Source organism: Bacillus xiapuensis (assembly GCF_002797355.1).
Classification (GTDB): Bacteria; Bacillota; Bacilli; order Bacillales; family Domibacillaceae; genus Bacillus_CE; species Bacillus_CE xiapuensis.
Genome location: NZ_KZ454939.1, coordinates 915,881 through 940,793, shown reverse-complemented (window position 1 = coordinate 940,793; position 24,913 = coordinate 915,881). Strand labels below are relative to the sequence as shown.

The following is a 24,913-nucleotide window of genomic DNA, read 5'->3' as shown; positions in this document are numbered from 1 at the left end:
GCCGTCACTCCTTTATATTTGTCAATGCCTGAGCCACATCATCCATTAAATCTTCAATATGCTCGAGTCCAACAGAAAAACGGAGCAGCCGATTGCAGACGCCCGCGCTTATGCGGATCTCTTCCGGAATATCCATGTGCGTTTGGGTAGCCGGATACGTAATAAAGCTCTCTGTTCCTCCCAGGCTTTCAGCGAATGTGATCAGCTGCAAATTCTGCAGGAAAGGATCGATCCACCTTTCAGATTGCAGTCGAAAGGAAAGCATTCCTCCGCGTCCAGTGTACAGCACATCAGTCACTTCCGGCCGGCTTTCCAGAAATTGCGCCATGCGCTGTGCGTTGAATTCATGCTGCTTCATGCGCAAGCTTAACGTTTTTAAGCCGCGAATCAGCAGCCAAGAGTCAAACGGCGACAAAACCGCTCCCGCTGCGTTTTGTGCTTCAGCCACCTGATCGGCCAATTCCTTTCCTTTCACCGCAATCAGTCCGGCCAGCACATCATTATGCCCTCCTAAATATTTCGTTGCGCTGTGGATAACGAGATCAGCGCCGTCCAATAAAGGCCGTTGAAGCAAAGGGGTGTAAAATGTATTATCAACGATCAATAGCAGCCCATGTTCTTTAGCCACTTCGGCTGCTTCCCGAATGTTCGTTTCTTGCATTAACGGATTGGTCGGAGTTTCGATAAACATTCCTTTCGTTCTCTCCGATATCTTATCCTTTGTCGCGGCCAGATCTTGAAAGCTATCATAAACAAATGTTAGGCCAAATTTCTTCCACCCTTTTTCCATCAGCCGGTAGGTGCCTCCATACAAATCCGCTGAGACGATCCATTCATCCCCTGGTTGAGCCAGCGCAAGCACCGTTTGAATAGCAGCCATCCCGGAAGAAAAGGCAAATCCCGCATCTCCTCCTTCTAAATCTGCAATGGCCTGTTCCACTATATGTCTAGTCGGATTTCCGGTTCGAATATAGTCATATCCGCTCGATCTGCCGATTCCTTCATGGCGATAGGCCGTGGAAAAATAAACGGGGGGATTAACCGTTCCGGTTGCCTCCTCACTGCGATTGCCGATTTGCGCCAGTATTGTCTCCAATTTCTTAACCATCTCAAATCTCCTTTTATCCACATTTTCTTAAAAAATAAAAAAAGCCTTCTAAGAAGAAGGCTTTGATCTCACTTCTCCTCATCTTTCGGACCGTCCGTCCGCTGGATTTAGCACCTTGACCTGCAATGAGCCGGTTGCTGAAGCTTCGTCGGGCCAGTCCCTCCGCTTCTCTTGATAAGAATGATTCAATTGTTTTCGTTTTTATTACTGTACAGTAATCCATCCAATTTTACAAGAATTTTTTAAATATTTATTCTTTAAAGAATGGACCCCCATAACGCCAACCTTCAAATAGGGAGATTTTCTATCCTCTCCCTTTTGAAAACAGGCACCGCGATCATCCTCTTTTCTTGAAGTGGATGTTTTACACGCCGTCTGGCATGCGAGATATATGGGATTTCCGGCGCGCGGGTGAGCTAGAAATCCCTTTAGGCTCCGTGTGACATATGATTGATTTTCCTGAAAATTATATTAAATATCTAATTTCCTTGTTATACAATAAAATTCATTCACTTAGCCGGGCGAACAGCCGCCGCTTTCGTCATCTTCGCAGCAGGGTGTAATTCGCCTGAAAATAATATTGAATCGCTTCGCCATAAAACGTACCAGCTTTCCGCCATACAAGTAAAGCCCGCGGAAGTGATGATTTATAATAACTGAAACAAAAGAACTCCATACTGTACTGCACCCCAAAGGTTAGAAATGGTTGGTCTAACTTTTGGAGTGCATATTATACACAGAGGTCTTTTTTATTTTTTTGCTGTAAAGGACTAAGACTGCGATTACGATTTTAAGAGATGAACAGCTGCGGCAGCTGCTTAATTAATGTGTAGCCTCCCATAAACGCCATTAAGAGGACCACTACGATTCCGAAGAGCGTCATCCAAAGCGGATGACGGTAAGCACCGACAATGGATGGTTTATACGCCGCCAATAGCATCACGCCGAGCGCGATTGGTAAAATCAGCCCGTTTAAAGCCCCAGCTAAAATGAGCATCTTAATCGGTTTTCCGATCGTTGCGAAGATAGCAGTCGAAAGAACGATAAAGAACACGATGATTGCTTTATAATTCCGTTCCAGCCAAGGATGAAAGGTGCGAATGAATGAAACCGATGTATAAGCTCCTCCAATAACCGATGTAATTGCTGCTGCCCACATCACTACTCCAAACAGCTTATAGCCAATATTGCCGGCTGCAAGCTCAAAGACGGAAGCAGGCGGGTTAGCCTCATCTAATGTCAACCCTTGTGACACAACGCCGAGAGCAGCCAAAAACATAAATATCCGCATAACAGAAGCGATCCCGATGGCAGAGACCGAGCTTTTGGTTACTTGCGGAATGGATTCAATCCCCTTTACCCCCGCGTCTAATAAACGATGTCCACCGGCAAACGTGATATATCCGCCCACAGTGCCGCCAACTAAGGTCACGATCGCCAGAATGTCAATTTCATCCGGCCGCACGGTTTTAATAACGGCTTCTCCTACGGGAGGATCGGCTTTAAAAACAACATAAAGTGTCAGCGCAATCATGACAAACCCCATGACCTGCGTGAACTTGTCCATTAATACTCCTGCTTCTTTTACAAGGAAAATGCCCACTGCTATTAAAGCGCTGATCACCGCGCCCGTTACCGGAGACACGCCAAAAATGACGTTCGCTCCCAGTCCGGCTCCGCCCAGATTTCCGACATTAAACGCAATGCCTCCGAGCACAATTAAAGCGGCAATCACATAACCGAGACCCGGCAGAACCAGATTCGCCACATCCTGCGCCCGCTTTTCTGATACCGTTAAAATTCTCCAAATATTTGTTTGTGCACCGATATCCAAAATAATCGAAATTAAGATCACAAAGCCGAAGCTGGCCGCCAGCTGCTGAGTAAAGACGGTTGTCTGTGTCAAAAATCCCGGACCAATCGCAGATGTTGCCATCAAAAAGGCCGCGCCAAGCAGCAAACTCCAGTTAAATGCTTGTTTCGTATTTGCTTGTTTAAGTTGACCTTTCATCTCTTGTCCTCCTTCTTCTCTTCGCTTTTATAACTGTTCCTTCGCAAATAAGTTGATTCATTAGATCACCGCAGCGAATCGTATTCGTCCGCTTTTCTTTAAAATCCACTTCTTTCATCATCTTCCAAATCTCCTTTCCAGCCCATTCGTTTTGAAATGGTTTCCGTTGCTTGCTTTAGCCGATTGACTAAAAATTGTATATGCGCTTCATTCTGAAAACGCACTTGGGGGCCCACAAGGCTTAGACCGGCAATCACTTCCCCATTGTGGTTGAAAACAGGGGCCGCAATAGCAGATGCATAATCCTGCAGCTCCGAATGACTGATTGCATACCCTATTTCTTTGCTCTGTTTTAATACTTGACGAAGCTTCCCCTTATCAAGAATGGTTCCATTGGCGTATTTTTCGAACACCATTTGCTCAATGATTCGTTCTTTTTCTGGTTCAGGCAGGTAAGCTAGAATAATCCGCGGACAAGCACCTCCATATAAGGGCGCGCGCCGGCCAATTTGCGTATACACCCTTACATGTTCCGTCGTATCCACTTTTTCGATATATACCGCTTCATCTTTTTCTTTGATCACTAAATTGACCGCTTCGCCTGTTTCTTCCTTCAGCTTCCTCATGATCGGCAATGCTTCCTTTCGAACATCCAGCCGTTCCGCGACAAGATGGCCTAACCTTAGTAATAGAAGCCCTAATTTGTAAGTATGTCTATCAGTCTTTTGTAAAAAGCCGAGCTGATCAAGCGATTCTGCCATCCGGTGAGCAGATGTCTTTGGCAATTTGGTTTTGTCCACAATTTGCTGCAAGGTTAATTCCGTTTCGTCAAAGAACAGCTGAATGATTTCCATTGATTTCAAAACCGTTTTATTCATTTAGATCCCCTACCATTCCATTATTCGGAACTAACATTCCATTTTGCGGCGTTGTTTATTATAAAATAAAGAAAGGAATGTGACAAGCAATTGAAGAAAAAAGCTGCTTAAGCGAAATAAGAAGCTGAACTGGAGGAGCGGCTTTTGGACTTTAGAATGCTAATAAAATAGAAAACTTGCACCTGATCAGCTCACTGGCTCTCCTTTAGCTGCTGTCAATCAATAGCACACGCAGCCTTCTTGTTTTCCTAGTTTAAACCAGGGCCTTAAAGGATAGAATAATAAAGTGAACGTTCAAACAGCGAAGGTTTTGTTCATCCCCCGCTAAACAGTTGATTTCCGCTATGTTCTTAAGTTGGACATCTGATAGCACCTAAATGCAGAAGAAAAGTCTTTTTGCCTGCATTTTTCTGCTTACATATCATATAAATAATAAATAACCAAGCATTAATTGTTAAAGTTTTGTAAAGTTTATGTTAATATACTGTTAACACCCTTAGAATCGACAGAAGGAAGGAGGAAACCTCGATGACAGTAGCTGAGTTTTGTGGTTCTATCAATTATTCTGTTGCTCAATTTTCTGTACAACTTTCTAAAGAAGTAGAAGAAAAGATAAGAAGACGGACATTATTTTACCGGGAACAAATTATCCGCTATATTAAACAGCGCATCGACCAGTTTACGAACACGATGCAGCTTTCCCCAGCAATTCTATCTGTATACCGTCGTGAAATTCTTCACCATGTGCTCTTCAAAGTGAAGCCCATCATGAATAAATACCATGTATTTCAAGTGATTAAGTAAAAAAAAATGAACTGCCTCCCAATGGTCGTCACCATCTAACCATCAGGGGGGCAGTTCATTTGATTCCGCTGCTTTTTCTCTCTTAATTTTTCTTCAACCTTGCGGCCGCCGCATTGCCGACCGACTGCAAGCCTTGCACTAAAATAATAAGAAGCGCTACCGTTACATACATAACATCGGCCTCATAGCGAAGATGGCCATAGCGGTAGGCCAGGTCTCCAAGCCCGCCGCCGCCGACAAGACCAGCCATCGCAGTTGCTCCAATCAGCCCTATAGTGGCGATCGTCAGCCCTAAAATAATCGAACTTCGGGATTCCCGGAGCATCACATGCCAAACGATCAAAGCTGTCGGGATTCCCATCGCCTCATAGGCTTCCACCACGCCCTTGTTCACTTCTAAAATCGCTGACTCCATTAATCTTGCAATATACGGCGCCGTATAAACGACTAAAGGAACAATCACTCCTTTAACACCAATGGATGTCCCGACAACCCATTTCGTAAAAGGCAGAATAAAGAATAACAAGATAATAAACGGCACTGAGCGGATTACATTAATGACCATATTCAATATAAGAGCGACTATTTTATTTTCCAATGCCTTTCCCGGCCTTGTCAGCACAAGCAAAATGCCAAGCGGAAGTCCGATCAGAATGGATAAGCCAAGGGAGATCGACACCATTTGAAACGTCTCAATAGTCGCTTTCCAAATATCCGCTCCCCAATTATCAAGAAATTCGCTGAACATTGACAGCATAATGATCCTCTCCTTCCACCTGCACTCCTTTTTCAATCAAAAAGTGTATCGCTTTATCTATTTCCTCCGGCTCGCCTTGTAAATGCACAAGCAGCTGTCCGTAAGGCTGATCCTTCATTTGGATGATGGAGCCCGAAAGGATATTCGGGAATACTTTGAATGATTTGCTGACAAGAGCCAGCGCCGGCTCTTCTGATGAATGGCCAAAAAAAGACAATAAGACAATTTTGCCGCTTTCGTGCAAATGCTCCAGCATACTTTGTGGAATATCGTGAGAAAAGACGCTGCCGATAAACTTTCTTGTCGTCTTATGCTTCGGTGCTGTAAACAGATCGGCTACGCTTCCCTGTTCGATGATTTGCCCGCTTTCCATAACCGCTACACGATCACAAATACGCTGCACGACATTCATCTCATGGGTAATTAACAAAATCGTAATACCAAGATCGCGGTTGATCTTTAAGAGCAAGTCCAAGATGGCTTCTGTCGTATCCGGATCCAGTGCGCTTGTCGCTTCATCGCAAAGCAGGATTTCCGGCTCATGAGCCAGCGCGCGGGCGATGGCCACGCGCTGCTTTTGACCGCCGGAAAGCTCACCGGGATAGGAACGGTGAAGCTTATCAAGACCTACAACAGCCAAATATTTTTTGGCGCGCTCGGCGGCTTCCTTCTTCTTCAGGCCGGCAAGCTTAAGAGGGATGACCACATTGTCATATACGGTCGCAGTTTGCAGCAAATTAAATCCTTGAAATATCATACCGACCTTTTGCCGGGCTTCACGAAGCTGTCTGCTTGACAGTGACGTCAAGTCGGCTCCGTTCACTTTTACCGTTCCCGATGTCGGGCGCTCTAATAAATTGACCGTGCGTATTAACGTGCTCTTTCCTGCTCCGCTATAGCCGATCACTCCAAACACCTCTCCCTTTTTTACATGAAGGGACACGTCATTCAGCGCATAAGTGCTTCCTTTTTTCCCATTGAACACCTTCGTTACATGTTGCAATTCAATCATTGATGACCCCTCCCTCAGCAGTTGCTGTTACCACGGCACAGTGGCAGAACCGGCAAATTCTTTTTCAATAAATTGTTTGACTTCTTCGGATTGATAGTATTTCACAAATTTCTTTACAAAATCTGCATCTTTATCCTCTGTGCGCGCCGCAATGACATTCACCCATGGGCTGTCCTTCGGCTCAATGAAAATAGAATCTTTCTCAGGCACAAACCCCTGCTCGATCGCAAAGTTTGTGTTGATGGCTGCCGCATCCAGCTCTTCCAGTTGGCGCGGGATTTGAGAAGCTTCCAATTCAACGAACTCCAAGTTAAGTTTGTTTTCATCAATATCTTTCAATGTGGCTTTCACGCCGGCATCCTTTTTGAGCTTAATTAACCCAGCTTCTTCCATCAGAAGCAAAGCGCGGGCTCCATTGGTCGGATCATTCGGCAAACCGATTTTTGCCTTCTTGCCCAACTCTTTAATATCCTTGACCTTGCTAGAGTAGATTCCCATTGGGTAATTAACCGTATCCGCTACATTTGTAATATCCAAATTGCGGTCCTTTTTAAATTGCTCTAAATATGGGCCATGCTGGAAGCTGTTTAGATCAATCTCCCCCTCAGCGAGAGCGATGTTGGGCATCACGTATTCGTTAAATACTTTCATTTCAAATTCAAATCCGTCTTTAGCCGCTACTTCTTGCACCTTCTCTACAATTTGCTCATGCGGCCCCGCGGTCACACCGACAATTATTTTTCCCTCATCATCCTTGGCATGGCCTTCTTTCTTTTCTCCTCCGCATGCAGCCAAAGCACTGACCGCCAGCAATAAAACAATTGATATTAACCATTTTTTCATTGTAAACACCTCTTTAAATTTAATTATACAAATGGGTATAGTTGGTTTTAATGGTAGTCTTGAACTCTCTTGCTCCTTTCGCCTGTCTCTTATTGAATAAGCAAAAAGCCCCTCGAAATGTCGAGAGGCTCTTAAAAATCAAAACAGAAAAGATGCTCCTCTCTCATTTCTCAAACTTTCGTTTGCAGGATTTAGCACCTTTTCTCGCGCAGAAGCGAGAACGGTTGCCGGGCTTCAAAGGGCCAGTCCCTCCACCACTCTCAATAAGAGATCATGTTATTTAATTGATATCGAATATAATATACAAAATATAATGATCCGTCAACCTTTTTTTAATTTTCTAATAAATAGGCTGTTTTCGGCTTACGCTTGATCCCCTGATAGAGCTTCTCCGCTTTTAAGAAAGGCTTCCAAGCAATCTAGCACCGGATACGATCAGCAGCTATTGCTTGCAGGAACCTTTGCACCCCGGACGGCCATGCGCCTTTTGCCTTTATGTCATAATGAACTGGATTCCCCTCTCCTTCACACGAATTCTTACGGGAGTCTGTCCGATCGCTTCTCCATCCGCCATAACTTTAAGCGGCTTTTGAGCGGTTAGGTAAATTTCCTTCCCTTTTAAATAGGTTACGCCCGGCTTATTCAAATGCTTGCCGGAAAACACCTTCGGCAGCAGTTTTGTCAAGATCGCCAACCGATTCACCGTATGCAAAAGAACAATATCCATCACGCCGTCTGCCGGATGCGCCAGCGGACAAATCTTCATTCCGCCGCCGTATGATGGAGTATTGCCGCAAGCCAGCAGCCAAACTTTTTCCGCTATATAATGGTCGTTGTCCACCCGGCAATTTACTTGAACAGGCTGGAAAGCACGAATAACGGTTAACGTACTGGCGAGGTATGCAAGGGATCCGATCTTAAAGACATTCAGCCATTTTTTATAAGGGGAGCGATTGACACGATCGGAAACTTCTGCATCCATGCCGACTCCTGCAACCGTTAAGCAATAATGGCCGTTCACTTGAAGCACATCAAGCTCTCTCATTTCATGCTTTAGAAGCGATTCTACAAATAAATCCGGGCTCGTCGTCAGCTGAAACACTCTAGCCAGATCATTGCCTGAACCTGCCGGCAGCACAGCGATGGGAATATGCTTTCTCGCTAACTCTTGTATCGCGGCATGAACGGTGCCATCTCCGCCAATGATGACCGCTGCTCTAATGTTTTCTTTCACCTCAAGCTGCCAAAAAGCTTCTCTCATTTCATAAGCTGATTGGGCTTTAAGCAGCTGATATTCAACCCTTTTTTCTCGGAAAATTCTTTCCACCTGCTGCCATCGCTTTAAAGCTTGCTTTTTTCCAGCCTGCGGATTCACTAATACGAGGTACATACAACCGACTCCTGCCTTGACTTTTCTCTCATCATATCACGGCAGATATAAATCGTCCGCAAAAATTTTCCATTGGCTTTTCGGCCACTTGCATGGTGCGAGCGGCAAACTTCTGTCCCTTCACGGCTGGCCGGACTACAGCTCCCCCGCTTCTCTAATTGACCTCCTGAGCAGAATCTTTTAAAATGTTAACATATTAATATTTTAGGTTAACATAAAGGAGGCCTCCCGTGAAACTTCAAACCAATCAAATCGCTTTAATCAGTCTGCTGGCCGCATTTATCGCAATCAGCGGTATGATCAAATTGCCGTCCTTGATTCCAGGTACAGAATTTCAAATGTCCGCCCCGATTGCTGTAGCTATTGCTGCCGCTTTTGGATTTTGGCGCTACCTTGCAGCGGGCATCCTTGCCAGCCTTCTCCTTTTTTTATTAGGCGTGCACCATGTGCTGAATATCGAAGTATCCATGGTCTTTCGGCTTGTAGCCGGAGGTGTTATCGCTGTTTTCGGACCCAAATTTGCCATTGTGGCTCTGGCCGGTCCTATCGGTACAACGGCTGCTCGCTGGACGCTGTCGCTCACTCTGGGAGTTCCGTTATTCCCCCTGCTTTTAGGAGCGATTCCTGGAATGGTTTTTACGGCGATGCTCTCGTGGCCGCTTTACCAAATACTTAAGTTAGTTAAAGAAAGGGCGGGGAAATCATTTGCAGGAAGAACTATTCAGCATCCGAATGAGAGCCGCTGAAGGCGGAGCTCACGAAAACGGCGGCCGCCACATTTCCGGTTCCGAGAGGCTGCTATGCGGCCACCAGCTTGAAGAGGAGGCGAAAGAATTAGTAGCAAGAGCTCTAGCACACGAACGCGGACAAGTTGATTTCATTCGCATTACAATCGACCGAGTCGATAAACGTCGCCTTCAATTTGTCACAGCTCTTCATGCTGCCGCATCCCAACATGACTCTATTGATAAAGCAAAAGCGGCAGCCAAAACCTACTTGGTCCAAGCCGGGGTGCATAAAGGAGCAGCTGAAAAAGCGATTGCTTTGTTATCTGCCAGCGAGGACTATCCCGGCGCCTATATTATGAATGCCCAGACTGGAGCCATAATGAATCCCTGCGGAAAGGCCGTTCGGGTCTCTCGTATGGATTGGAAAGAAGGGGAATTTGTTAAATGGTGCGGCACATACGGCTACAGGCCATCTTTACGACTTCAGGAAGCGGTCGCTTTAGCATCCAAAACAGCCGCTTCAAGCTTTACGGTGGCGGAGCTTTGCTGGTCTGATGACCTCCGTTACCTGACGGGCTATGTCGCATCACGCTCAACCGGCTATATTCGTCTCTCTCCTTTAAAAAAGGAGGGCTCTCCAACTGGGGGAAGGGTTTTTTTCGTCACAGAAGAAACAGACATGAACCAGTATATTCATTTCTTATCAGAAGTACCTGTGATGATCAGAAAGGAGGGAAAAATGAATGAGCCACATCACCTCTCAACTTAAATGGCTTCAAGACCAGCATCTGCTGCGGCAGATGCGCAGAATCGATTCAGCAAGCGATGCGGAAATCCTATTAGAAAATAAACCGGTCCTGCTGTTTTCCAGCAATAATTATTTAGGCTTGGCCAATGATGACACTATTAAACAGCGGGCGATCGAAGCGATTCAATTATTTGGAACCGGCTCGGGCGGCTCCAGATTGACAACCGGAAATTTATGTCTTCATGAACAATTGGAGCGAATGATCGCCGAGTGGAAAGGAACAGAATCAGCTCTTTTATTTTCCAGCGGCTATTTAGCGAATACTGGAACCATATCCAGCCTGATGGGGAAAGGAGATTTCATCTTAAGTGATGAGCTCAATCATGCCAGCCTCATTGATGGCTGCCGTCTGAGCAGGGCCAAGACGGCCGTTTATCGCCACGTGAACATGGATGATTTGCGAAGCAAGCTGAAACAATTGCCAGCCGGCTCTAAAAAACTGATCGTAACAGATGGTGTATTCAGTATGGATGGCAATTTGGCGCCGCTGCCGGACATAGTGGAGCTGGCGGAGGCTTATCAAGCGTGGATCATGGTGGATGATGCTCATGGCGCTGGGGTGCTGGGAAAAAACGGACGGGGAACTGCTGAATGGTTCAATCTGGAACAGCGCATTCACTTGCATATCGGCACGATGAGCAAAGCGATTGCCGCAGAGGGAGGATATGTGGCGGCTTCAAAAGAAATCGTGACCTATTTAGCTAACTCTGCACGGCCGTTTATTTTCCAAACCTCCCTGTCACCGGCCGTTATTGCCGCCGGGATGGCAGCAATCGAAAAAATTCAGCAAGAACCCGAAAGGAGACAGCATGTTTTAAAGCTGTCTGCTGCTTTTCGCCGCCAGCTAAGGGAAGCAGGCTTTGCAATAGTTTCAGGAGAAACCCCAATCATCGCCTTAATTGTCGGAGAGGCTGATGCTGCTTTGCGTTTTTCGCAAGAGCTGGAAAAGGAAGGCGTGTATGCTCCAGCGATCCGGCCGCCTACTGTTCCGGCCGGTACAAGCCGCATCCGTTTTACGCTCATGGCTAGCCATACGAATGAGCAGGTCGATAGAGCGGCTAAAATCATTATTCAAACAGGCAAGAAGCTTCCATTCATTTAAGCTTCCATTCAAACAGCCGCGAATTCTCTGAGTCGAACTTTAGCTCATTTCCCCGGAAATGAAAAGGCGAAAAACCCCTTTTTTACAAGCTGTCTCCTAACTGAGCAATCAAGTTAGGAGACAGTCTCTTCTTTGTTATTTATTTCTTCGTTCCAGCAGCACCTGGGGCCGCCTCGGTATCTTCTGGACCATTCACTCGAGAATCATCCACAGCTGCTGTTCTTTTCGTGCTTCCCACATATACAGCCTGACGATCTTTCTGAATGTCTTGAAACTTCCTTTTGTTAATATTATCCATTTTCCCCTCCTGTTTCTTCCACGTATGGATCATGCTCGTATCCCGGCAAATCTCCAAATGATGTCATCATTTCCGCTTCATCCAGCTCTTCTTCATATAAATCATGCTGCTTATTTGGATAAACGGTCGGATGTTTTCCTTCTATATCAACACCGACAAAATTTTCAAAGTCCTCTGCATAACCGATATTCTCCCCTGATTCCGCATACATATCATCATATTGTTCGGGAGGATCCGCAAAATCCGATGGCGTTTCAGATGTTCCAAAGCTGGCAACCTCCTGCCAGGCATCTTCCGCGTCATACATCACCGACTCATTCCGGCCATCGTTGTCGAACTTGCCAAAAGGAGGAGTCAAAATACTTTCTTCAATAGGGCGATCCTCAGAAACCTCTTGATTTGGCGTATGATCAATGCAATACAGCGTGGATGGCACAGCTTTCAGCCTCTCGGGAGCGATATCTTTACCGCAAATAGCACATTCGCCATATGTGCCATTCTTGATCGCTTCTAGAGCTTTGTTTATATCATCTAACGCTCTCTCTTCATGCTCATTGAGGGCCAGATCTTTTCCTCTTTCATACAATGCAGTCCCTTCATCAGCAGGGTGATTGTCATAACTGGACAGCTCCCCCATGGAATCATGATAATGGCCCCTTTCCAAGTCAAAATGATGATTGTCTTGAAGTCTCTTTTCCGCCTCAGCCTTTTCTTGAGTTAACTGCGATTCAAAAGCCAATAGCTGCTCAGGTGTTAACATAGAGTTCCCTCTCCTTAAGCAAATTTCCGATCCATTCAATAGTATGGTTTAATGAGGAGAACTTTATGAATGAATAATGGGATGTCCTGCTTTCTTGCGGGGATGTGTCTCCTCATCAGACTGCATCTTGCTGTTTCCTTAAAGAGGCTTCTGACGGGAACTGTTAAGGCTCTTGTAAAATGGAAGGGTCGCTTGCGGCTTTCGTTTCCCCTCTAAAAAAAGAGTGCAGGCAAAATCACACTCGGCTTTGCCTGCACACTTATATTGATTTCTTTTTATTCGCTATTCTCCGTTTCTGCACATTTTTTGTCTGTTGGGAGGTAGACGGGGCGGAATTGGAAACTTGCCGTCTCTTTCCGCATCCGCAGCCTGAACGTTTTTTGCTTTTATTGTTTTTTTTCTCTGCCATTTTCATCCCCCCTATTTGAAAAATAATCGTATAGTTTATTCTATGAAGAGATCATCATTTACGTTGCCTGCAACCGCCTATAATGACAGCTCCATGCGCCCAAAAAAGCCCCCATTGCTAGGGTCGGCGGTCTCCCGCTTGGACATTACTCTCTTGAGGGGAGAGATAAAGGCCGCTGACAGGCGGGATAAAACAAAAAAGCATGAGTCCCGTTCCATACCGGACTCACGCCTAAATAGCTGTTTCATCTTCGTATCTGGATTTTTGAATGCAGATCTCAGTGAAAGGGGTCTTTTGACATTATCGCTTTTGATTCACAGCCTTTTTTAAGCTTTGCGCTGCCTTTAACGGGGAAGGGGCTTGGCTAATCGCTGTAATGACCGATACACCATCTGCTCCGTCTGCGATAACTTTGGCAGCGTTCCCTCCGTGAATGCCTCCGATCCCCACGATCGGGACATCCGCTCCGGCTCGCCGGAGGTCTTTTATCAGCTTGGTTCCTTGCACCGGCTTAGCATCCGCTTTCGTGCTTGTGGCAAATATCGGACCGATGCCCAAATAATCAGCTCCTCCTGCGATCGCTTTCTTCGCTTCTTCCATCGTATGAACGGATACGCCGATTATTTTGTCCGGCAGCTTGTTGCGGACAACCGCCAATGCTTCATCATCCTGTCCAATATGAACACCATCAGCCTGGAGCTTCAGCGCTAAATCAATTTCATCGTTGACGATAAAGGGAAGTCCCCGCTTAATGCAAAGACTCTGCAGCTCCTTCGCCAATTGAATTTTATCCGCTCCCGCGAGCGCTCCATCCCCTTTTTCCCGGAATTGAAAAAGAGTCGCTCCTCCCTCAATCGCGGCGGCTAACACTTCTTCCGGGGGCATTATACAATTAGGGCTCCCCATAATAAAATACAGCTGCAGAAGTTTCTTCATCTCTTCTTTTTTCACTTTAGTCATTTGGCAGCCCCTTTTCTCTCATTTTATTCTTATAGGCCCAATGATTCGTTGGACCGTGCCCATTGCCGATATGCAATTCGCTTTCAATCGCCGCGTGTACAAATTGAGAAGCTGTTTCCACCGCCTCTGATACTGAATGCCCTTTGGCCAGTTCCGCTGCGATCGCGGCGGCAAACGTACAGCCTGTCCCATGTGTATTCTTCGTCTTCACACGAGCGCTTTCATAATAAGAAAACTGCTCCCCATCAAAAAGCAAATCAATCAATGAATCGCCATCGTCGGCATGCCCCCCCTTAATCACTACATACCGCGCACCAGCCTGATACAGACGCTTTGCCGCTTCTTTGCGATCCTCTAAGCTGCGAATCTCCAAGCCAGCCAGCACTTCTGCTTCAGGAATATTAGGCGTGACAACATGCGCTAACGGAAGCAAGGCTTCCTTCATTGCTTGAATTGCTTCTTCCTCAAGCAAAGATTTACCGCCTTTCGCGATCATAACGGGGTCTACCACCACTTTTTTCCACCCCTGTTTTTGAATTTGCTCAGCCGTCGCTTGAATGATGTCACTGCTGAAAAGCATCCCTGTTTTCAAGGCATCCGTTCCCATATCTTCCCCTATTGCTTCAATTTGTTCTTTTACGGCAGCAACAGGCAGCGGATATACACCATGAACCCCAAGAGTATTTTGTACGGTTATGGCTGTAATCGCGGACATGCCAAATACGCCCAGCTCTTGGAATGTCTTTAAATCTGCTTGAATGCCGGCTCCTCCGCCGCTATCCGAACCTGCAATCGTTAGCGCTTTCTTTACCATCATCATTTGCTCCTCTCTGTCATTCTATTTACTCTAGTTCCGTTGCCGCATGAGCTTCAACGTCTGCTGCTTCAAGCCGAGACAGTTGGTTTAAGAATTCTACTTGAAAGCTTCCGGGTCCGCTGGCTCCTATCAGCAGCTTAGCTCGCTCTGCTGCCACTCCGTAAATCACGACGGCGGCGGCGGAAGCGCTGAGAATATCCTCTTCTACTGCTGCAAACGCTCCTACCACAGAAGTCAGCAAGCAGCCGGCTCCCGTCACTTTCGTTAACATTTCATCGCCATTTGCCGCTATATGCGTCGTGTTTCCATCCGTAATGACATCCTTTTCTCCCGTCATAACAATGACTGTTTGCAGCGCGGCGGCCGCTTCTTTCGCAAGTGCTATTCGATCTCCTTGATCTGCCCCTCCGTCTACACCTTTAATCTCCCAGCGGCGGCCGATCAAATGAGCGATTTCAGCGGCATTTCCTCTAATGGCCGATACTCTTACTTCCTTTAAAATTCTCTGAGAGGATTTTGTTCGATAAGAAGTGGCACCCGCTCCGACTGGATCCAATATTACCGGAACATTCGCTTCGTTGGCTGCTTTTCCAGCGATGATCATCGCTTCCACTATCTCTTCAGTCAGAGTGCCGATGTTTAATACAAGGGCGCCGGAAATTCTCGCCATATCTCCCACTTCTTCTTTTGCATAAGCCATCACAGGCGAAGCCCCCAGCGCCAGCAGTCCATTAGCGGTAAAGTTCGTTACGACTACATTGGTTATATTGTGAATCAGCGGCTTTTGCTTGCGAATCCTTGTCAGCAGATTGCCTATTCTATGAGTATTCATGATAACATCCTTTCAGCTAAAAAAAGTAATAAAGGCCAACCCAAAAAAGGAGCATCTGCAAGCGCAAATGCTCCAATGGAATAATTATGTTCCAATTCCTGCGCTGGCATTATCCAACAGGTTCATACGGTCAGCAGCGGATTAGCTGCACTCTCAGCCGGCATCCGCCAGCCCCCGTTCCAATATTTTGCTATGCGTAAAGTGTACTCCTTCGTTTCATTTGTTGCAAGTGTGAAGGTTCATTCGGCAAAATGGCGAGCCAGTTCGATGATGAGCGCTCCCATACGTTCTCTTTCAGGAACGATCATCCGCGCCACTCCTTCTTCTCTCAAGGCTTCGGCTGTCACTTTCCCCACAGCGCCCGCCGCTGTTGTTTCACGAAAGGCTGCTTGAAGCGCTCCTGCATATCCGGCTTGCTCCGCAAAAGCAAAGAGCGCGCGCACTTGAATCGCCGTTGTAAAACATACCGCATCGACTTGCCCGGTTAGAATTTCCTCACACAGCGCTGACACTACCACCTGATCGGGAGCAATGTGCCGATAAGGGAGCAACTGAAGAACCTCGGCTCCTTTAGCCGTTAAATACTCCATTAGCTGAGGAGCCGGATCCCCATGAAGCTGGACCGCCACTTTCTTTCTGCTCCATTCGGTTTTTTCCAGCTCTTTGATCAATCCGCCCATCGTCCCATCTGAATCCGTCAGCGCTGGCTCCACTCCAAGCTTTCTCAGAGCCGCCCGCGTTTTATATCCTCTGCTCGCGATATTCGCTTTCCTGATTACTGTCAGGAAGGCCTCTTGCTTATTCAGCTCGCCGGATACTTGAAAGAGCGTGTCCACTCCCATGCCTGTTGTAAAAATGAACCAATCCACAGGCTGATTGAAAAGCTCCGCCAGCTCAGGCTTTAACTGCTCCTCGGCAAGAAAAACAGTTCCCTGCAGCGGGCGGACGAGCGCCCTTCCTCCCTGTTTCTCAACAAGCGCTGACATTTCTTCCGTTTTCCTTGAACCTGCAAGCGCAATCCTTTTCCCCGTTAACCCTTTCCCCATTTCCATCCCTCGCTTTTTCATTTCATTATAACATAAAGCTTATTAAGCCAATAAGATTACTTAAAGGATGCTCCCTCTTTTGGGCGGGGTTCTAGTTCCATCTATACATTGGCATGCTCTCATTTTCTGGCTGAAACCCAAGGCGTTTATAAAAGCGGACGGCTTGCGGATAGGAGATTAAGACTTTCGTATAGTAGTCTTTATATTTTTCTAGCATTAATTCCATCATGTGACGGCCGATGCCTCGTCCCTGATAGGCAGGATCGGTTAATACATAATGGAAATAAACTGTAAGCGCACCGTCCGAGAGCGCGTTCGCGAGACCAACGAGCTGCTCACCTTTCCAAGCGGTCACAACGGAATGGGAGCGAATCATCGCTTCGTATAGTTTATCGGGAAATTTCCCCGATTCCCAATCCAGCGCTAAAAATAATTTTTCTAAGTCTGACTTTGTCATCCGGTCGGTTTCAAATGTGTAGTGAATATCCATTTGCCTCCTCCTTTTCTCATGCTAAAATGAGCGCTTCTGCAAAATTCTCCTCTTGCTATGCCCAGTTAAACAGCGCTTTTCTTCTCACTTTCAATCGTTTGGCCACATCGTTTCCTGATAAGCCATCTCCCAAAACAGATATTCAAATCGAGTCGTATTCAAAAAGATCTCCTCTAGCCGCTGTAATTCAGCTTCCGCTTTTCCTGCTGTATATTTATCCAAAAGCTCAATGCACCAGGTAGCCATTTGGCCGAATTCTTCTGAGCTGTACATTTGAATCCATTCTCCGTAAAGCTCATGATTGCTCGCTCCCGGAATTTCACTCAGCTCTTTGCCGATTTCCCAATAGCTCCAAGCGCATGGCAGCAAGGCAGCAAGCACTTCAGGCAATCCCCCATTTTGACTAACATGCAGCATATAATGGGTGTAAGCGAGCGTCGTCGGCGATGGCTTCGCCTGCTCCAATTCCTGTGCTGATATGCCAAAGCGGGCGGCATATTGGCGATGAAGCGACATCTCCATATTTAATGTCGAGTCCAGCAGCGCTGCGAATTTCCCCATTGTTTCTACATCATTTGCTTTGACAGCCCCTAAAGCGAACACTTTAGAATACTCAATTAAATACAAATAATCCTGTATCATATAAAAGCGAAATTTCCTCGGGTCAAGCGTTCCATCCCCCATTTCTTGCACAAATGGATGGCTGTGGTTTTGCCTCCAAACCGGCTTTAATGTCTTATGCAATCTTTCACTGAATTTCATAGCTGTCAGCTCCTTATTTTTTAAATTCGGTTACACTCATCGGAAAAGCGATATTCCTTCGCAGCAAGTACTTTTCATCCCCCTTTCAGGGCTCATCGCACCATTTTTTCTGCATGCCATTAATCCGCCCCCCGCTTAAAGTTTTGATTCCCCGCTCCATTCATGAAGGGAACGTCTTGCAACAACTTGAATGGACGCTAAAAAAAATAAGCTGCCTCTTTTGAAAGAAGCAGCTGTACCTACCTTATGGCGCTTAGGTCAAAGCAAGTTTGACAAACGCTCAGATATCAGCACCTCTTCCCTCCGCTAGCATTATCTAGTTCAGGTTGTAAGGGTTGAGGCAGCAGGCCTCTCTCAGCTTTTTAAAAAAAGCACCCCTAGCGGTGATAATGATTCCATTTTGAATTTTCCTTAGTTTTAACATAATGCAGAAGTGCGTTCAATCATTTTGGCTTTTGGTTCTGAACACATTCACTTATTCAAAAAGAAAACGTATATTATACCAAATGAATGCCCACAAGGAGTGAATCGTTGTGTACTACTTTTATCAGCCTGCCACATCCTTGCCAGCCCCTCCAATTCTGCCCAACCCTGTTTACAGTCAAAGACCATTTCCTCCAATCAATACAGCTCAATTGAAGCTGTCAGTCCGATCCATGAAAAAACTCGTGGCGGAAACAAGCTTGCTATTAAATAAGCTGGCAGACTCTTCTGCCTTCGCTTATCAAGTGATGACGGCTGCCCAGCAATCGAAACAGAAAGAAGTAGAGAGGCTGATTAAATCAGCTGGCATTACTTCCAAAACAGCCATTACTTATACTCCCGACTCCCTGCACATCGAGCTGAGTCCGGCGGATGGGACAGCCGGCTGCTGTCATCTTATCATAGTGCTGCGCTGGCAATAGCTTTATAGCGAAGAACCTCCTACCGTTCCGGCGTTAGACATGCTGCTTCTCTATGCTGACATTAGGCGGCAGCCGCTGAAAAAAAGTGGTTTTATTCTAAAATTTATCAGGATGGAGTCCTTCAGCAATAGCTCTCAGGGCAAGCGGCGCGCGAATTCCTTCCGCACCAGCCGAAAGCGGCAGGACCATCCACCGTTTATTCTTCACTGCAGGGACATCTGCCAGCTCTTTCTTCGATAGCAGGTACTTTTTCTTTTCAGCAACCGTTTGATCACCATAATCCATAATGATGATGACATCCGGCTTCCGGTCAATGACGCTTTCCCAATTGACTGTTGCCCATCCCTTGTTTATATCTGAAAAGATGTTTTGCCCTCCTGCTATGTCAATCAGATGGGTTAAATAATTATTAGCCGCTGTTGTCGGTTGAGCTTGACCGCTGTCATAAACAAAAACACTCTGCGGCTCGTCCGCTTCCCCGATTTTCTTTCGGATTTCTCCTATTTCCCGTTTCATTTGGGCAATGACCTTTTCCGCCCGCTTTTCTACAGCAAAGATGCGGCCGATATTACGGATGTCCCGATAGACATCCTCCAGCACAGGAGCCGGCTTATTAGAAGACTCCTGAATATATGCCGGGATCCCCGCTTCCTTCAACTCACCGACAGTACCGAGGGACTTTTCTGTAAATGCCGTCTTCCAGCCGGCGTAAGCGAAATCCGGTTCTGCTGCAAAAAAGATTTCTTTAGAAGGATATTGCTTGGATAGAACCGGGATTTGATCGTATGCTTGTTTAAATTCAGGCAAAATGTGATCATCCAAATATGCCGTTCCCACCATCGCCTCTTCCAGTCCTAAAGCAAGCATAATTTCTGCCGCATGCTGATTCAGCGCTACCGCTCTTTTAGGAGGTTTGTCTATAGTAAGCGTGTTTCCCATATTCTCAATTTGGATTTGATCCGCTGGTTGCTTACCTTTTGTTTCTCTCTTCTCTTCTTCTGGCTCCAAAAGCAGCCAAAAGACAGCCATGATCACGATTGCAGGGATTGTCAATAAACTCATTTTCTTCATCATAGAAAGCTCCTTACATAGGGGAAATAAAAGTAATATGCGGTTTTTTCGTTCGCGGATGGAGCACCACCTCCGCTTCTACAGCGAAAACCTCGTTCAATAAATCAGCGGTTAATACTTTTTCTGGAAATCCTTCAGCCGCTATTCTCCCCCCTTTCATCACATATAAATAATCGCAAAAATACGCAGCTAAATTTAAATCATGCAAAGCCGCTAACGCCGTCAGCTTCAGTTTCTTTACAAGCTGGAGAAGCTGAAGCTGATGGTGAATATCCAAGTGATTGGTGGGCTCATCTAATAGGATCAATTCCGCTTGTTGAGCCAGCGCTCTAGCAATCAGCACCCTTTGCTTCTCTCCTCCGGATAAATGAAAGTAGCTTCTTTCTTCATAACCGCTCAGTCCCGTCCGCTTTAAAGCTTCCTTAATAATTTGCCTGTCTTCTGCCGTTTCTGATTGAAAATGCTTTTTATGCGGATACCTGCCCATTCCGACCATTTCTTCTACAGAAAATTCAAATGAAAGGGCGTTTTCTTGCTGAACAAGAGAGAGCTGCTTGGCTGTCTGTTTCACTGTCATTTCATAAAGCGGCTTTTCATTCAGCCACACCGCTCCGTTTTTTGGTTTCAGCAGACGGGATGAACACTTAAGCAGCGTAGATTTCCCGCTGCCATTCGGCCCGACCACCCCAACGAATTGCCCTTTATCAACCGTTAATGTAACATCCTCTATAATATTCCTACCGGATGCCGAGCAGGTTATTTCTTTTACAGAAAGCTTCAAGAACGGACACCTCCAAACGCATACGAGCTCCGGCGCAGCAGCCAGATAAAGAATGGCCCCCCGCATAAAGCCGTGACGACGCCAATTGGCAGCTCTTGAGGAGCAAACAGAGTTCGCGCAATAGTGTCCGACCATATCACCATCAGCATGCCAAGAAGAAGACTGACAGGAAGGACACGCTTATGATCAGAACCGGTCAAAAAGCGGGCTATATGGGGGATCATTAGGCCGATGAATCCGATCGAGCCGCTTACAGCCACCACAGCTCCTGTCATTAACGACAAAATGATGATGAGCACTTTTCGGAACAATTCCGTATTTACCCCAAGCGTATTAGCCGCTTCTTCCCCCATTAATAAAGCATTCAATGTTTCGGAATAAAGAAGCAGAAAAAGCGAGCATAGGAGAATAAAAGTGGCCGGGGCTCCTACATACTCCCATTTGGCTCCCGCTAGACTGCCCATCATCCAAAACATTGCTTCACGGATTTCTGCATCTCTCGGAGCCATCGTCACGATAAAATTAGTTGCGGCCGACATCGTCAGCGAGACCGCGATGCCGGCTAGCAGCAGCCTAGAAGTCAGGATTTTGCCTCCGATTTTGGCCAGCATATAGACGAGCACCATTGAACAAGCCGCTCCGAAAAAAGCCCCGATGGATAATGAATACGGTCCCAAAAATGAGAAAGCGCCAAATAATAGAACGAGCGCAGCGGCGACAGAAGCACCAGATGACACACCGAGTATGTATGGATCAGCCAAAGGATTTCGCACGAGGGCCTGGATAACCACACCAGCCGCTGAAAGACCCGCGCCTACCACAGCGCCAAGAAGAACTCTCGGCAATCGAATATTCCAAATAATATGGGCTTGCGCCTGCGTCCAATCCGGCTCGACCCATTGCCCAATCCAAGGCACTTGGAAAAGAATGATCTTCCATGCCCTGACCGCTGACATCGCGACCGGCCCCTTTGTGACTGCGGCCGTAACCGATACCATAAGCAGGATGACCAAGATGCTGACTAAGAAAGGAAACCATTTCTTCTTTCGATCAGCTATAAGCTGATTTCTTTGCAGCTTAGCTGCAGATGGTGCACTCATTCCAACACCTGCCTTTCTGTTTTTTTCAACAAAAAAACCTATTCTTTTCATGCAGAATAGGTCATGGCATCCCAATAAGCAGACTTAAGCAAGCCTGCTGAAGCTGTTCGCTTGCAAACACCTTTCCTCTCCGCGAAGGCAAAAGCTGACGATCAAAAACTTGGTAGGTCTCCTGGCTTCCGAATCAAGCGCGCTCTCTTCGTCTTCCCCGACGCAATAGCTGTCAAGTGACGCTGTGAAAAGAGAACTTTCCGGTTACAGTGGCGGGACCGCTCGGGATTTCCACCCGATTCCCTGTTACCCTTCGCTCGCACAAAGGCACCAAATTTTCTATTAAATTAAAATTATCTTAAGTTTAATACAATTAGAGGAAATAAGCAATGCACCTAGTGATCATTAGGTGCTTATCCATGCTTTTTAGCCCGCTTCAGTCTTTTATGCACTTCGTCCCAGCACACAATATTCCACCAGTTCTCAATATACTCTTTTCTCTTTGTTTTATATTTTAAATAATAAGCGTGCTCCCACACGTCCAGAACAAGCAATGGAACAACATCCCACTGGCTTAAATTCTGATGTTTTTCCGCTTGCAGGATTTCCATCCGCTGCGCCTGAGGCGACCACACTAGAATGGCCCAGCCTCCTCCTTCGACTTTTTCTGCGGCAGCTGAAAAATGCTTTTTAAAATCTGAAAAGCTGCCAAAGGAATGCGCTAGCTCCCGTTCAAGCCCACCTGCGGGTTTACCGCCGCCGGAGGGGCACATCACTTTCCAGAAGATGGAGTGAAGATAATGCCCTGCCCCGTTAAAAGCGGCTTCCCTCTCCCAATGCTTGATCAGTGCAAAATCATTCGTCCTGCGAGCCTTCGCCATTTCCTTTTCTGCTTTATTTAATCCATCGACATAGCTTTGGTGATGAATATCATGATGCAGCCGCATCGTCTCCTCATCAATATACGGCTCTAAAGCATTGTAACGGTATGGAAGCGGCGGAAGCTTATGGCCTCCAATCGGCACTTCCCGTCCTTCCAGCCTTTGATAAAATTCATCCCATTCCCTGTATAAAGACTGTACTTTTTCTGCAAGAACATCCTTCTCCTTCTCATTGCCAGCCGCCTGTTCTATTTCTTTCAGCTGCTCTTGCCAGCTGTTTAACAGCTGCGGCTCCATCTCCATTGCTTGACTCACTTCTTCGCACCATTGTTTAGCGTCCTTCAAATACTGCTGAACACTCATTAATGCGCTTCCCCCTTTCTAGGCACTTTTAACATATGCTCCGGCATCTTTATTGGTGACCAATCTTGAGAGTACAAGCGTATTTGTTTATGAAACAGCCGTTTTTTGACATAATAAAAAGGGTATGTTTGTTTACTATATATCTTCCCATTGGAGGTTAACTATGTTTTTGGCTATTTTATTTTTTATTATGATGTCTGCTTTCCTATCCGGAAGCGAAACAGCCCTTACGGCTGTGAACAAAATGAAATTGAAAACGAGAGCAGAAAACAATGATAAAAAAGCCAGACGGTTGCTTGCACTTGTATCCAAGCCGGATGAACTCATTACGGCCATTTTAATTGGCAACAATATCGCCAATATTATGCTGCCGACGCTGGTTACGATTATCGCCATTCAATACGGCATTAATGTCGGAATCGCTACCGGCATATTGACAGTCTTTCTGATTATCTTTGGCGAAGTGCTGCCCAAAACGATCGCAGCTACCTTTTCCGACAGAATCGCTTACAAAGTGGTGCCCGTCATTTCCTTGCTTCTTGTGCTGTTAAAGCCGATCACTTTTTTATTATCCAAGTTCACTGGATTCATTATTTCTTTTCTTTCAAAAGGAAAGGCAAAGCCAGTTTCTTTTTCTAAAGAGGAATTAAAGACGATGGTGGATATCGCTTCTCAGGAAGGGACTTTCCAAAGTGAAGAAACATTAAGAATCAAAGGCATGATCGACTTCTACGCAAAGGGTGTGCATGATGCATTAAAAACGCCCAGAATGGATATTGTCGGGATTCCAGTCGGCAGTAGCTACGAAGAAGCCCAATCGATTATTTTAGATCATAATTACACGAGATATCCGGTCTATAACGGCGATATGGACCATATTGTCGGGGTGTTCCATTCTAAGATGCTGCTGAAGTGGTCGCTGACACCGGAGGCTCCATTGGAACAATTTGCGGATAATCATCCGCTGTTCATCGTGGAATCGACGCCCATTGAAAGAGTATTTAAGATGATGCTGAAAGAGAAGAAGCATATCGCCATCGTGCTGGATGAATACGGAGGAACAGCCGGAATCATCACCCATGAAGATATTATTGAAGCGATGATCGGTCTCGAAATTGAAGATGAAACCGACCAAGATGAAGAAGTGCTCATTCAGGAACTAACCGATACACATATGATTTGTAGCGGCCGATTATCAATCCCCCGCTTGAACCAAGCCTTTAATACGAAAATTCCGGAAGCGGAGGGTTTTTTAGCCAGCTTCTTATTCAAAGAATTTGGTCATATTCCGACAGAAGGAGAGACGTTAAAATACCACCATCTCCTTTTTGAAATCAAAGAAATGGAATACAACCGGATTAAGAAAGTGAAAATCACAAAAACGTTTATCAGCGAACCTCCAACAGCTCCAAAATCATAGCTTGATTGACCGTCCAGGCGCTTCCCGCAAACGCCTGGACTGCTTTGCCTTCCGCTGCTTAATCCAAGTTTTGGGATTAAATAGTTCCCTTCCGGGTAAAGAATGATTAAGGTATTTCATTGGATCACATAAAAGCAGTGTTGCTTATTACGCTAAGGCTTGTTTATGATATGTCAATATCAATGTCATCCTAACTAGTGCTGCGCTCACAGTCAGCACGTATATCATTAGGAATTTGCTGATCTTCCGGAATTCAACGAACATGGCAGCAACGACTTGTGACTTTGGATGAGCTGCACTAGGCACCTGGATCATGGGAGCAATGATAGCCGAAACAGTTATCCCGCTGTTCACCGCTATCGTTCTCTCTTCTACATCTATTGCCATAGGCGAGTGGTTCTTCCATATGTATTTGGCCAAAACTTTCTGCCCCGAAAAGGATCCTGCTTCAATTGGAGATGTGAAGTAAAACAAAGAGGAGAACACCGAAGTTTCGCTCGGGTGCTCTCCTCTTTTCATTTACAGCCGCATCGGTTTAACTTGGACTGCTGCCTTGCCCTTCCATTCCTATCCAATACAACTGCAT

28 protein-coding genes and 5 riboswitches are annotated in these 24,913 nt (G+C 46.1%); of the genes, 7 read left to right on the top strand and 21 right to left on the bottom strand.

Annotation, left to right across the window (positions count from 1 at the left end):
- Positions 1 to 4: 4 nt before the first annotated feature.
- From CEF20_RS04730 to CEF20_RS04720, 4 genes are all read right to left on the bottom strand, one after another.
- The gene (locus CEF20_RS04730; protein WP_100330710.1) at positions 5 to 1,108 is read right to left on the bottom strand and encodes a methionine biosynthesis PLP-dependent protein; all 1,104 of its coding nucleotides are present in this window, start codon (positions 1,106 to 1,108) and stop codon (positions 5 to 7) included.
- A gap of 75 nt (positions 1,109 to 1,183) precedes the next feature.
- Positions 1,184 to 1,289, bottom strand: a riboswitch (SAM riboswitch).
- Between the two features lie 609 nt (positions 1,290 to 1,898).
- Positions 1,899 to 3,119 carry an NRAMP family divalent metal transporter gene (locus CEF20_RS04725; protein ID WP_100330709.1) on the bottom strand — a complete coding sequence of 407 codons (1,221 nt, stop codon included), beginning with the start codon at positions 3,117 to 3,119 and terminating at the stop codon, positions 1,899 to 1,901.
- Entirely contained in the window at positions 3,103 to 3,240 is a 138-nt protein-coding gene (locus CEF20_RS16535; RefSeq protein ID WP_157796198.1) for a hypothetical protein, read from the bottom strand. The genes CEF20_RS04725 and CEF20_RS16535 overlap by 17 nt, the downstream gene beginning before the upstream one ends.
- A complete protein-coding gene (locus CEF20_RS04720) occupies positions 3,218 to 3,997 on the bottom strand; it encodes an IclR family transcriptional regulator (RefSeq protein ID WP_100330708.1) in 780 nt (259 codons plus the stop codon). Before CEF20_RS04720 ends, CEF20_RS16535 begins: the two co-directional genes overlap by 23 nt.
- Before the next feature lie 528 nt (positions 3,998 to 4,525).
- On the opposite strand from CEF20_RS04720, the gene CEF20_RS04715 reads away from it, so the two are divergent.
- Positions 4,526 to 4,801 carry a hypothetical protein gene (locus CEF20_RS04715; protein WP_100330707.1) on the top strand — a complete coding sequence of 92 codons (276 nt, stop codon included), beginning with the start codon at positions 4,526 to 4,528 and terminating at the stop codon, positions 4,799 to 4,801.
- Between the two features lie 82 nt (positions 4,802 to 4,883).
- Here the strand turns inward: CEF20_RS04715 and CEF20_RS04710 are convergent, their stop codons facing one another.
- The 4 genes from CEF20_RS04710 to CEF20_RS04695 form a co-directional block, all read right to left on the bottom strand.
- A complete protein-coding gene (locus CEF20_RS04710; RefSeq protein WP_100332001.1) occupies positions 4,884 to 5,549 on the bottom strand; it encodes a methionine ABC transporter permease in 666 nt (221 codons plus the stop codon).
- On the bottom strand, positions 5,530 to 6,570 hold the full coding sequence (locus CEF20_RS04705; protein WP_100330706.1) for a methionine ABC transporter ATP-binding protein: 1,041 nt from the start codon (positions 6,568 to 6,570) through the stop codon (positions 5,530 to 5,532). The genes CEF20_RS04710 and CEF20_RS04705 overlap by 20 nt, the downstream gene beginning before the upstream one ends.
- A gap of 27 nt (positions 6,571 to 6,597) precedes the next feature.
- Positions 6,598 to 7,413, bottom strand: a complete 816-nt coding sequence (locus tag CEF20_RS04700) for a MetQ/NlpA family ABC transporter substrate-binding protein (protein ID WP_100330705.1) — start codon at positions 7,411 to 7,413, stop codon at positions 6,598 to 6,600.
- 160 nt (positions 7,414 to 7,573) lie between these two features.
- Positions 7,574 to 7,683: riboswitch (SAM riboswitch) on the bottom strand.
- Positions 7,684 to 7,906: 223 nt separating this feature from the next.
- A complete protein-coding gene (locus tag CEF20_RS04695; RefSeq protein WP_100330704.1) occupies positions 7,907 to 8,803 on the bottom strand; it encodes a diacylglycerol/lipid kinase family protein in 897 nt (298 codons plus the stop codon).
- 230 nt (positions 8,804 to 9,033) lie between these two features.
- Between CEF20_RS04695 and CEF20_RS04690 the strand changes: the two genes are divergently transcribed.
- The 3 genes from CEF20_RS04690 to bioF are packed head-to-tail and all read left to right on the top strand — an operon-like array spanning position 9,034 to position 11,441.
- Entirely contained in the window at positions 9,034 to 9,549 is a 516-nt protein-coding gene (locus tag CEF20_RS04690) for a hypothetical protein (protein ID WP_100330703.1), read from the top strand.
- Positions 9,536 to 10,300, top strand: coding sequence for a 6-carboxyhexanoate--CoA ligase (gene bioW, locus CEF20_RS04685; RefSeq protein ID WP_100330702.1), 765 nt, complete (start codon positions 9,536 to 9,538; stop codon positions 10,298 to 10,300). Before CEF20_RS04690 ends, bioW begins: the two co-directional genes overlap by 14 nt.
- A complete protein-coding gene (bioF, locus tag CEF20_RS04680) occupies positions 10,275 to 11,441 on the top strand; it encodes an 8-amino-7-oxononanoate synthase (RefSeq protein WP_100330701.1) in 1,167 nt (388 codons plus the stop codon). Before bioW ends, bioF begins: the two co-directional genes overlap by 26 nt.
- A 139-nt stretch (positions 11,442 to 11,580) precedes the next feature.
- On the opposite strand, the gene CEF20_RS16530 is transcribed toward bioF, so the two are convergent.
- From CEF20_RS16530 to tenA, 8 genes are all read right to left on the bottom strand, one after another.
- Entirely contained in the window at positions 11,581 to 11,739 is a 159-nt protein-coding gene (locus tag CEF20_RS16530) for a hypothetical protein (protein ID WP_157796196.1), read from the bottom strand.
- The gene (locus CEF20_RS04675; protein WP_100330700.1) at positions 11,732 to 12,499 is read right to left on the bottom strand and encodes a TraR/DksA C4-type zinc finger protein; all 768 of its coding nucleotides are present in this window, start codon (positions 12,497 to 12,499) and stop codon (positions 11,732 to 11,734) included. Before CEF20_RS04675 ends, CEF20_RS16530 begins: the two co-directional genes overlap by 8 nt.
- 709 nt (positions 12,500 to 13,208) lie before the next feature.
- A complete protein-coding gene (gene thiE, locus CEF20_RS04670; protein ID WP_100330699.1) occupies positions 13,209 to 13,868 on the bottom strand; it encodes a thiamine phosphate synthase in 660 nt (219 codons plus the stop codon).
- Positions 13,861 to 14,682: a bifunctional hydroxymethylpyrimidine kinase/phosphomethylpyrimidine kinase gene (gene thiD, locus CEF20_RS04665; RefSeq protein ID WP_100330698.1), complete on the bottom strand. Its 822-nt coding sequence runs from the start codon at positions 14,680 to 14,682 to the stop codon at positions 13,861 to 13,863. The genes thiE and thiD overlap by 8 nt, the downstream gene beginning before the upstream one ends.
- Before the next feature lie 28 nt (positions 14,683 to 14,710).
- A complete protein-coding gene (thiM, locus tag CEF20_RS04660; RefSeq protein WP_100330697.1) occupies positions 14,711 to 15,517 on the bottom strand; it encodes a hydroxyethylthiazole kinase in 807 nt (268 codons plus the stop codon).
- Between the two features lie 78 nt (positions 15,518 to 15,595).
- Positions 15,596 to 15,705, bottom strand: a riboswitch (TPP riboswitch).
- Between the two features lie 51 nt (positions 15,706 to 15,756).
- Positions 15,757 to 16,563 carry a uroporphyrinogen-III synthase gene (locus CEF20_RS04655; protein WP_100332000.1) on the bottom strand — a complete coding sequence of 269 codons (807 nt, stop codon included), beginning with the start codon at positions 16,561 to 16,563 and terminating at the stop codon, positions 15,757 to 15,759.
- Positions 16,564 to 16,654: 91 nt separating this feature from the next.
- Entirely contained in the window at positions 16,655 to 17,053 is a 399-nt protein-coding gene (locus CEF20_RS04650; protein WP_100330696.1) for a GNAT family N-acetyltransferase, read from the bottom strand.
- Positions 17,054 to 17,143: 90 nt separating this feature from the next.
- Positions 17,144 to 17,815, bottom strand: coding sequence for a thiaminase II (tenA, locus tag CEF20_RS04645; RefSeq protein WP_100330695.1), 672 nt, complete (start codon positions 17,813 to 17,815; stop codon positions 17,144 to 17,146).
- A gap of 281 nt (positions 17,816 to 18,096) precedes the next feature.
- Positions 18,097 to 18,204, bottom strand: a riboswitch (TPP riboswitch).
- A 144-nt stretch (positions 18,205 to 18,348) separates the two neighbouring features.
- On the opposite strand from tenA, the gene CEF20_RS04640 reads away from it, so the two are divergent.
- Complete coding sequence (locus CEF20_RS04640; protein WP_100330694.1) at positions 18,349 to 18,720, top strand: YuzC family spore coat inner layer protein; 372 nt, start codon at positions 18,349 to 18,351, stop codon at positions 18,718 to 18,720.
- 96 nt (positions 18,721 to 18,816) lie between these two features.
- On the opposite strand, the gene CEF20_RS04635 is transcribed toward CEF20_RS04640, so the two are convergent.
- The 4 genes from CEF20_RS04635 to CEF20_RS04620 form a co-directional block, all read right to left on the bottom strand.
- Positions 18,817 to 19,791 (bottom strand): ABC transporter substrate-binding protein, encoded by a 975-nt coding sequence (locus tag CEF20_RS04635; RefSeq protein ID WP_100330693.1) that lies wholly within the window; start codon positions 19,789 to 19,791, stop codon positions 18,817 to 18,819.
- Between the two features lie 13 nt (positions 19,792 to 19,804).
- Positions 19,805 to 20,572, bottom strand: coding sequence for a heme ABC transporter ATP-binding protein (locus CEF20_RS04630; RefSeq protein WP_232713376.1), 768 nt, complete (start codon positions 20,570 to 20,572; stop codon positions 19,805 to 19,807).
- On the bottom strand, positions 20,569 to 21,672 hold the full coding sequence (locus tag CEF20_RS04625; protein ID WP_198508468.1) for a FecCD family ABC transporter permease: 1,104 nt from the start codon (positions 21,670 to 21,672) through the stop codon (positions 20,569 to 20,571). Before CEF20_RS04625 ends, CEF20_RS04630 begins: the two co-directional genes overlap by 4 nt.
- 145 nt (positions 21,673 to 21,817) lie before the next feature.
- Positions 21,818 to 22,013, bottom strand: a riboswitch (cobalamin riboswitch).
- Between the two features lie 63 nt (positions 22,014 to 22,076).
- Positions 22,077 to 22,907: a superoxide dismutase gene (locus CEF20_RS04620; RefSeq protein WP_100330690.1), complete on the bottom strand. Its 831-nt coding sequence runs from the start codon at positions 22,905 to 22,907 to the stop codon at positions 22,077 to 22,079.
- A 163-nt stretch (positions 22,908 to 23,070) separates the two neighbouring features.
- Between CEF20_RS04620 and CEF20_RS04615 the strand changes: the two genes are divergently transcribed.
- The gene (locus CEF20_RS04615) at positions 23,071 to 24,327 is read left to right on the top strand and encodes a hemolysin family protein (protein ID WP_100330689.1); all 1,257 of its coding nucleotides are present in this window, start codon (positions 23,071 to 23,073) and stop codon (positions 24,325 to 24,327) included.
- A gap of 147 nt (positions 24,328 to 24,474) precedes the next feature.
- Here CEF20_RS04615 and CEF20_RS17030 read toward each other — a convergent pair whose 3' ends face one another.
- Positions 24,475 to 24,714, bottom strand: a complete 240-nt coding sequence (locus tag CEF20_RS17030; protein ID WP_232713375.1) for a hypothetical protein — start codon at positions 24,712 to 24,714, stop codon at positions 24,475 to 24,477.
- Between CEF20_RS17030 and CEF20_RS17480 the strand changes: the two genes are divergently transcribed.
- Entirely contained in the window at positions 24,641 to 24,796 is a 156-nt protein-coding gene (locus CEF20_RS17480) for a hypothetical protein (RefSeq protein ID WP_100330688.1), read from the top strand. The two genes, CEF20_RS17030 and CEF20_RS17480, sit on opposite strands and share 74 nt — an antisense overlap.
- The last annotated feature ends 117 nt before the right edge of the window (positions 24,797 to 24,913 follow it).

Excerpts from the sequence above, each read along its gene's own strand:
- CEF20_RS04730 (WP_100330710.1), bottom strand. The coding sequence starts at position 1,108 with ATGGTTAAGAAATTGGAGACAATACTGGCGCAAATCGGCAATCGCAGT.
- CEF20_RS04615 (WP_100330689.1), top strand. The coding sequence starts at position 23,071 with ATGTTTTTGGCTATTTTATTTTTTATTATGATGTCTGCTTTCCTATCC.
- tenA (WP_100330695.1), bottom strand. The coding sequence starts at position 17,815 with ATGAAATTCAGTGAAAGATTGCATAAGACATTAAAGCCGGTTTGGAGG.
- CEF20_RS16535 (WP_157796198.1), bottom strand. The coding sequence starts at position 3,240 with ATGATGAAAGAAGTGGATTTTAAAGAAAAGCGGACGAATACGATTCGC.
- CEF20_RS17030 (WP_232713375.1), bottom strand. The coding sequence starts at position 24,714 with ATGGCAATAGATGTAGAAGAGAGAACGATAGCGGTGAACAGCGGGATA.
- thiM (WP_100330697.1), bottom strand. The coding sequence starts at position 15,517 with ATGAATACTCATAGAATAGGCAATCTGCTGACAAGGATTCGCAAGCAA.
- CEF20_RS04650 (WP_100330696.1), bottom strand. The coding sequence starts at position 17,053 with ATGGATATTCACTACACATTTGAAACCGACCGGATGACAAAGTCAGAC.
- CEF20_RS04675 (WP_100330700.1), bottom strand. The coding sequence starts at position 12,499 with ATGTTAACACCTGAGCAGCTATTGGCTTTTGAATCGCAGTTAACTCAA.
- thiD (WP_100330698.1), bottom strand. The coding sequence starts at position 14,682 with ATGGTAAAGAAAGCGCTAACGATTGCAGGTTCGGATAGCGGCGGAGGA.
- CEF20_RS04620 (WP_100330690.1), bottom strand. The coding sequence starts at position 22,907 with ATGAGTGTTCAGCAGTATTTGAAGGACGCTAAACAATGGTGCGAAGAA.
- CEF20_RS17480 (WP_100330688.1), top strand. The coding sequence starts at position 24,641 with ATGGGAGCAATGATAGCCGAAACAGTTATCCCGCTGTTCACCGCTATC.
- CEF20_RS04725 (WP_100330709.1), bottom strand. The coding sequence starts at position 3,119 with ATGAAAGGTCAACTTAAACAAGCAAATACGAAACAAGCATTTAACTGG.
- CEF20_RS04635 (WP_100330693.1), bottom strand. The coding sequence starts at position 19,791 with ATGAAGAAAATGAGTTTATTGACAATCCCTGCAATCGTGATCATGGCT.
- CEF20_RS04700 (WP_100330705.1), bottom strand. The coding sequence starts at position 7,413 with ATGAAAAAATGGTTAATATCAATTGTTTTATTGCTGGCGGTCAGTGCT.
- thiE (WP_100330699.1), bottom strand. The coding sequence starts at position 13,868 with ATGACTAAAGTGAAAAAAGAAGAGATGAAGAAACTTCTGCAGCTGTAT.
- CEF20_RS04625 (WP_198508468.1), bottom strand. The coding sequence starts at position 21,672 with ATGAGTGCACCATCTGCAGCTAAGCTGCAAAGAAATCAGCTTATAGCT.
- CEF20_RS16530 (WP_157796196.1), bottom strand. The coding sequence starts at position 11,739 with ATGGATAATATTAACAAAAGGAAGTTTCAAGACATTCAGAAAGATCGT.
- CEF20_RS04705 (WP_100330706.1), bottom strand. The coding sequence starts at position 6,570 with ATGATTGAATTGCAACATGTAACGAAGGTGTTCAATGGGAAAAAAGGA.
- CEF20_RS04710 (WP_100332001.1), bottom strand. The coding sequence starts at position 5,549 with ATGTTCAGCGAATTTCTTGATAATTGGGGAGCGGATATTTGGAAAGCG.
- CEF20_RS04695 (WP_100330704.1), bottom strand. The coding sequence starts at position 8,803 with ATGTACCTCGTATTAGTGAATCCGCAGGCTGGAAAAAAGCAAGCTTTA.
- bioW (WP_100330702.1), top strand. The coding sequence starts at position 9,536 with ATGAGAGCCGCTGAAGGCGGAGCTCACGAAAACGGCGGCCGCCACATT.
- CEF20_RS04715 (WP_100330707.1), top strand. The coding sequence starts at position 4,526 with ATGACAGTAGCTGAGTTTTGTGGTTCTATCAATTATTCTGTTGCTCAA.
- CEF20_RS04720 (WP_100330708.1), bottom strand. The coding sequence starts at position 3,997 with ATGAATAAAACGGTTTTGAAATCAATGGAAATCATTCAGCTGTTCTTT.
- bioF (WP_100330701.1), top strand. The coding sequence starts at position 10,275 with ATGAGCCACATCACCTCTCAACTTAAATGGCTTCAAGACCAGCATCTG.
- CEF20_RS04655 (WP_100332000.1), bottom strand. The coding sequence starts at position 16,563 with ATGGGGAAAGGGTTAACGGGGAAAAGGATTGCGCTTGCAGGTTCAAGG.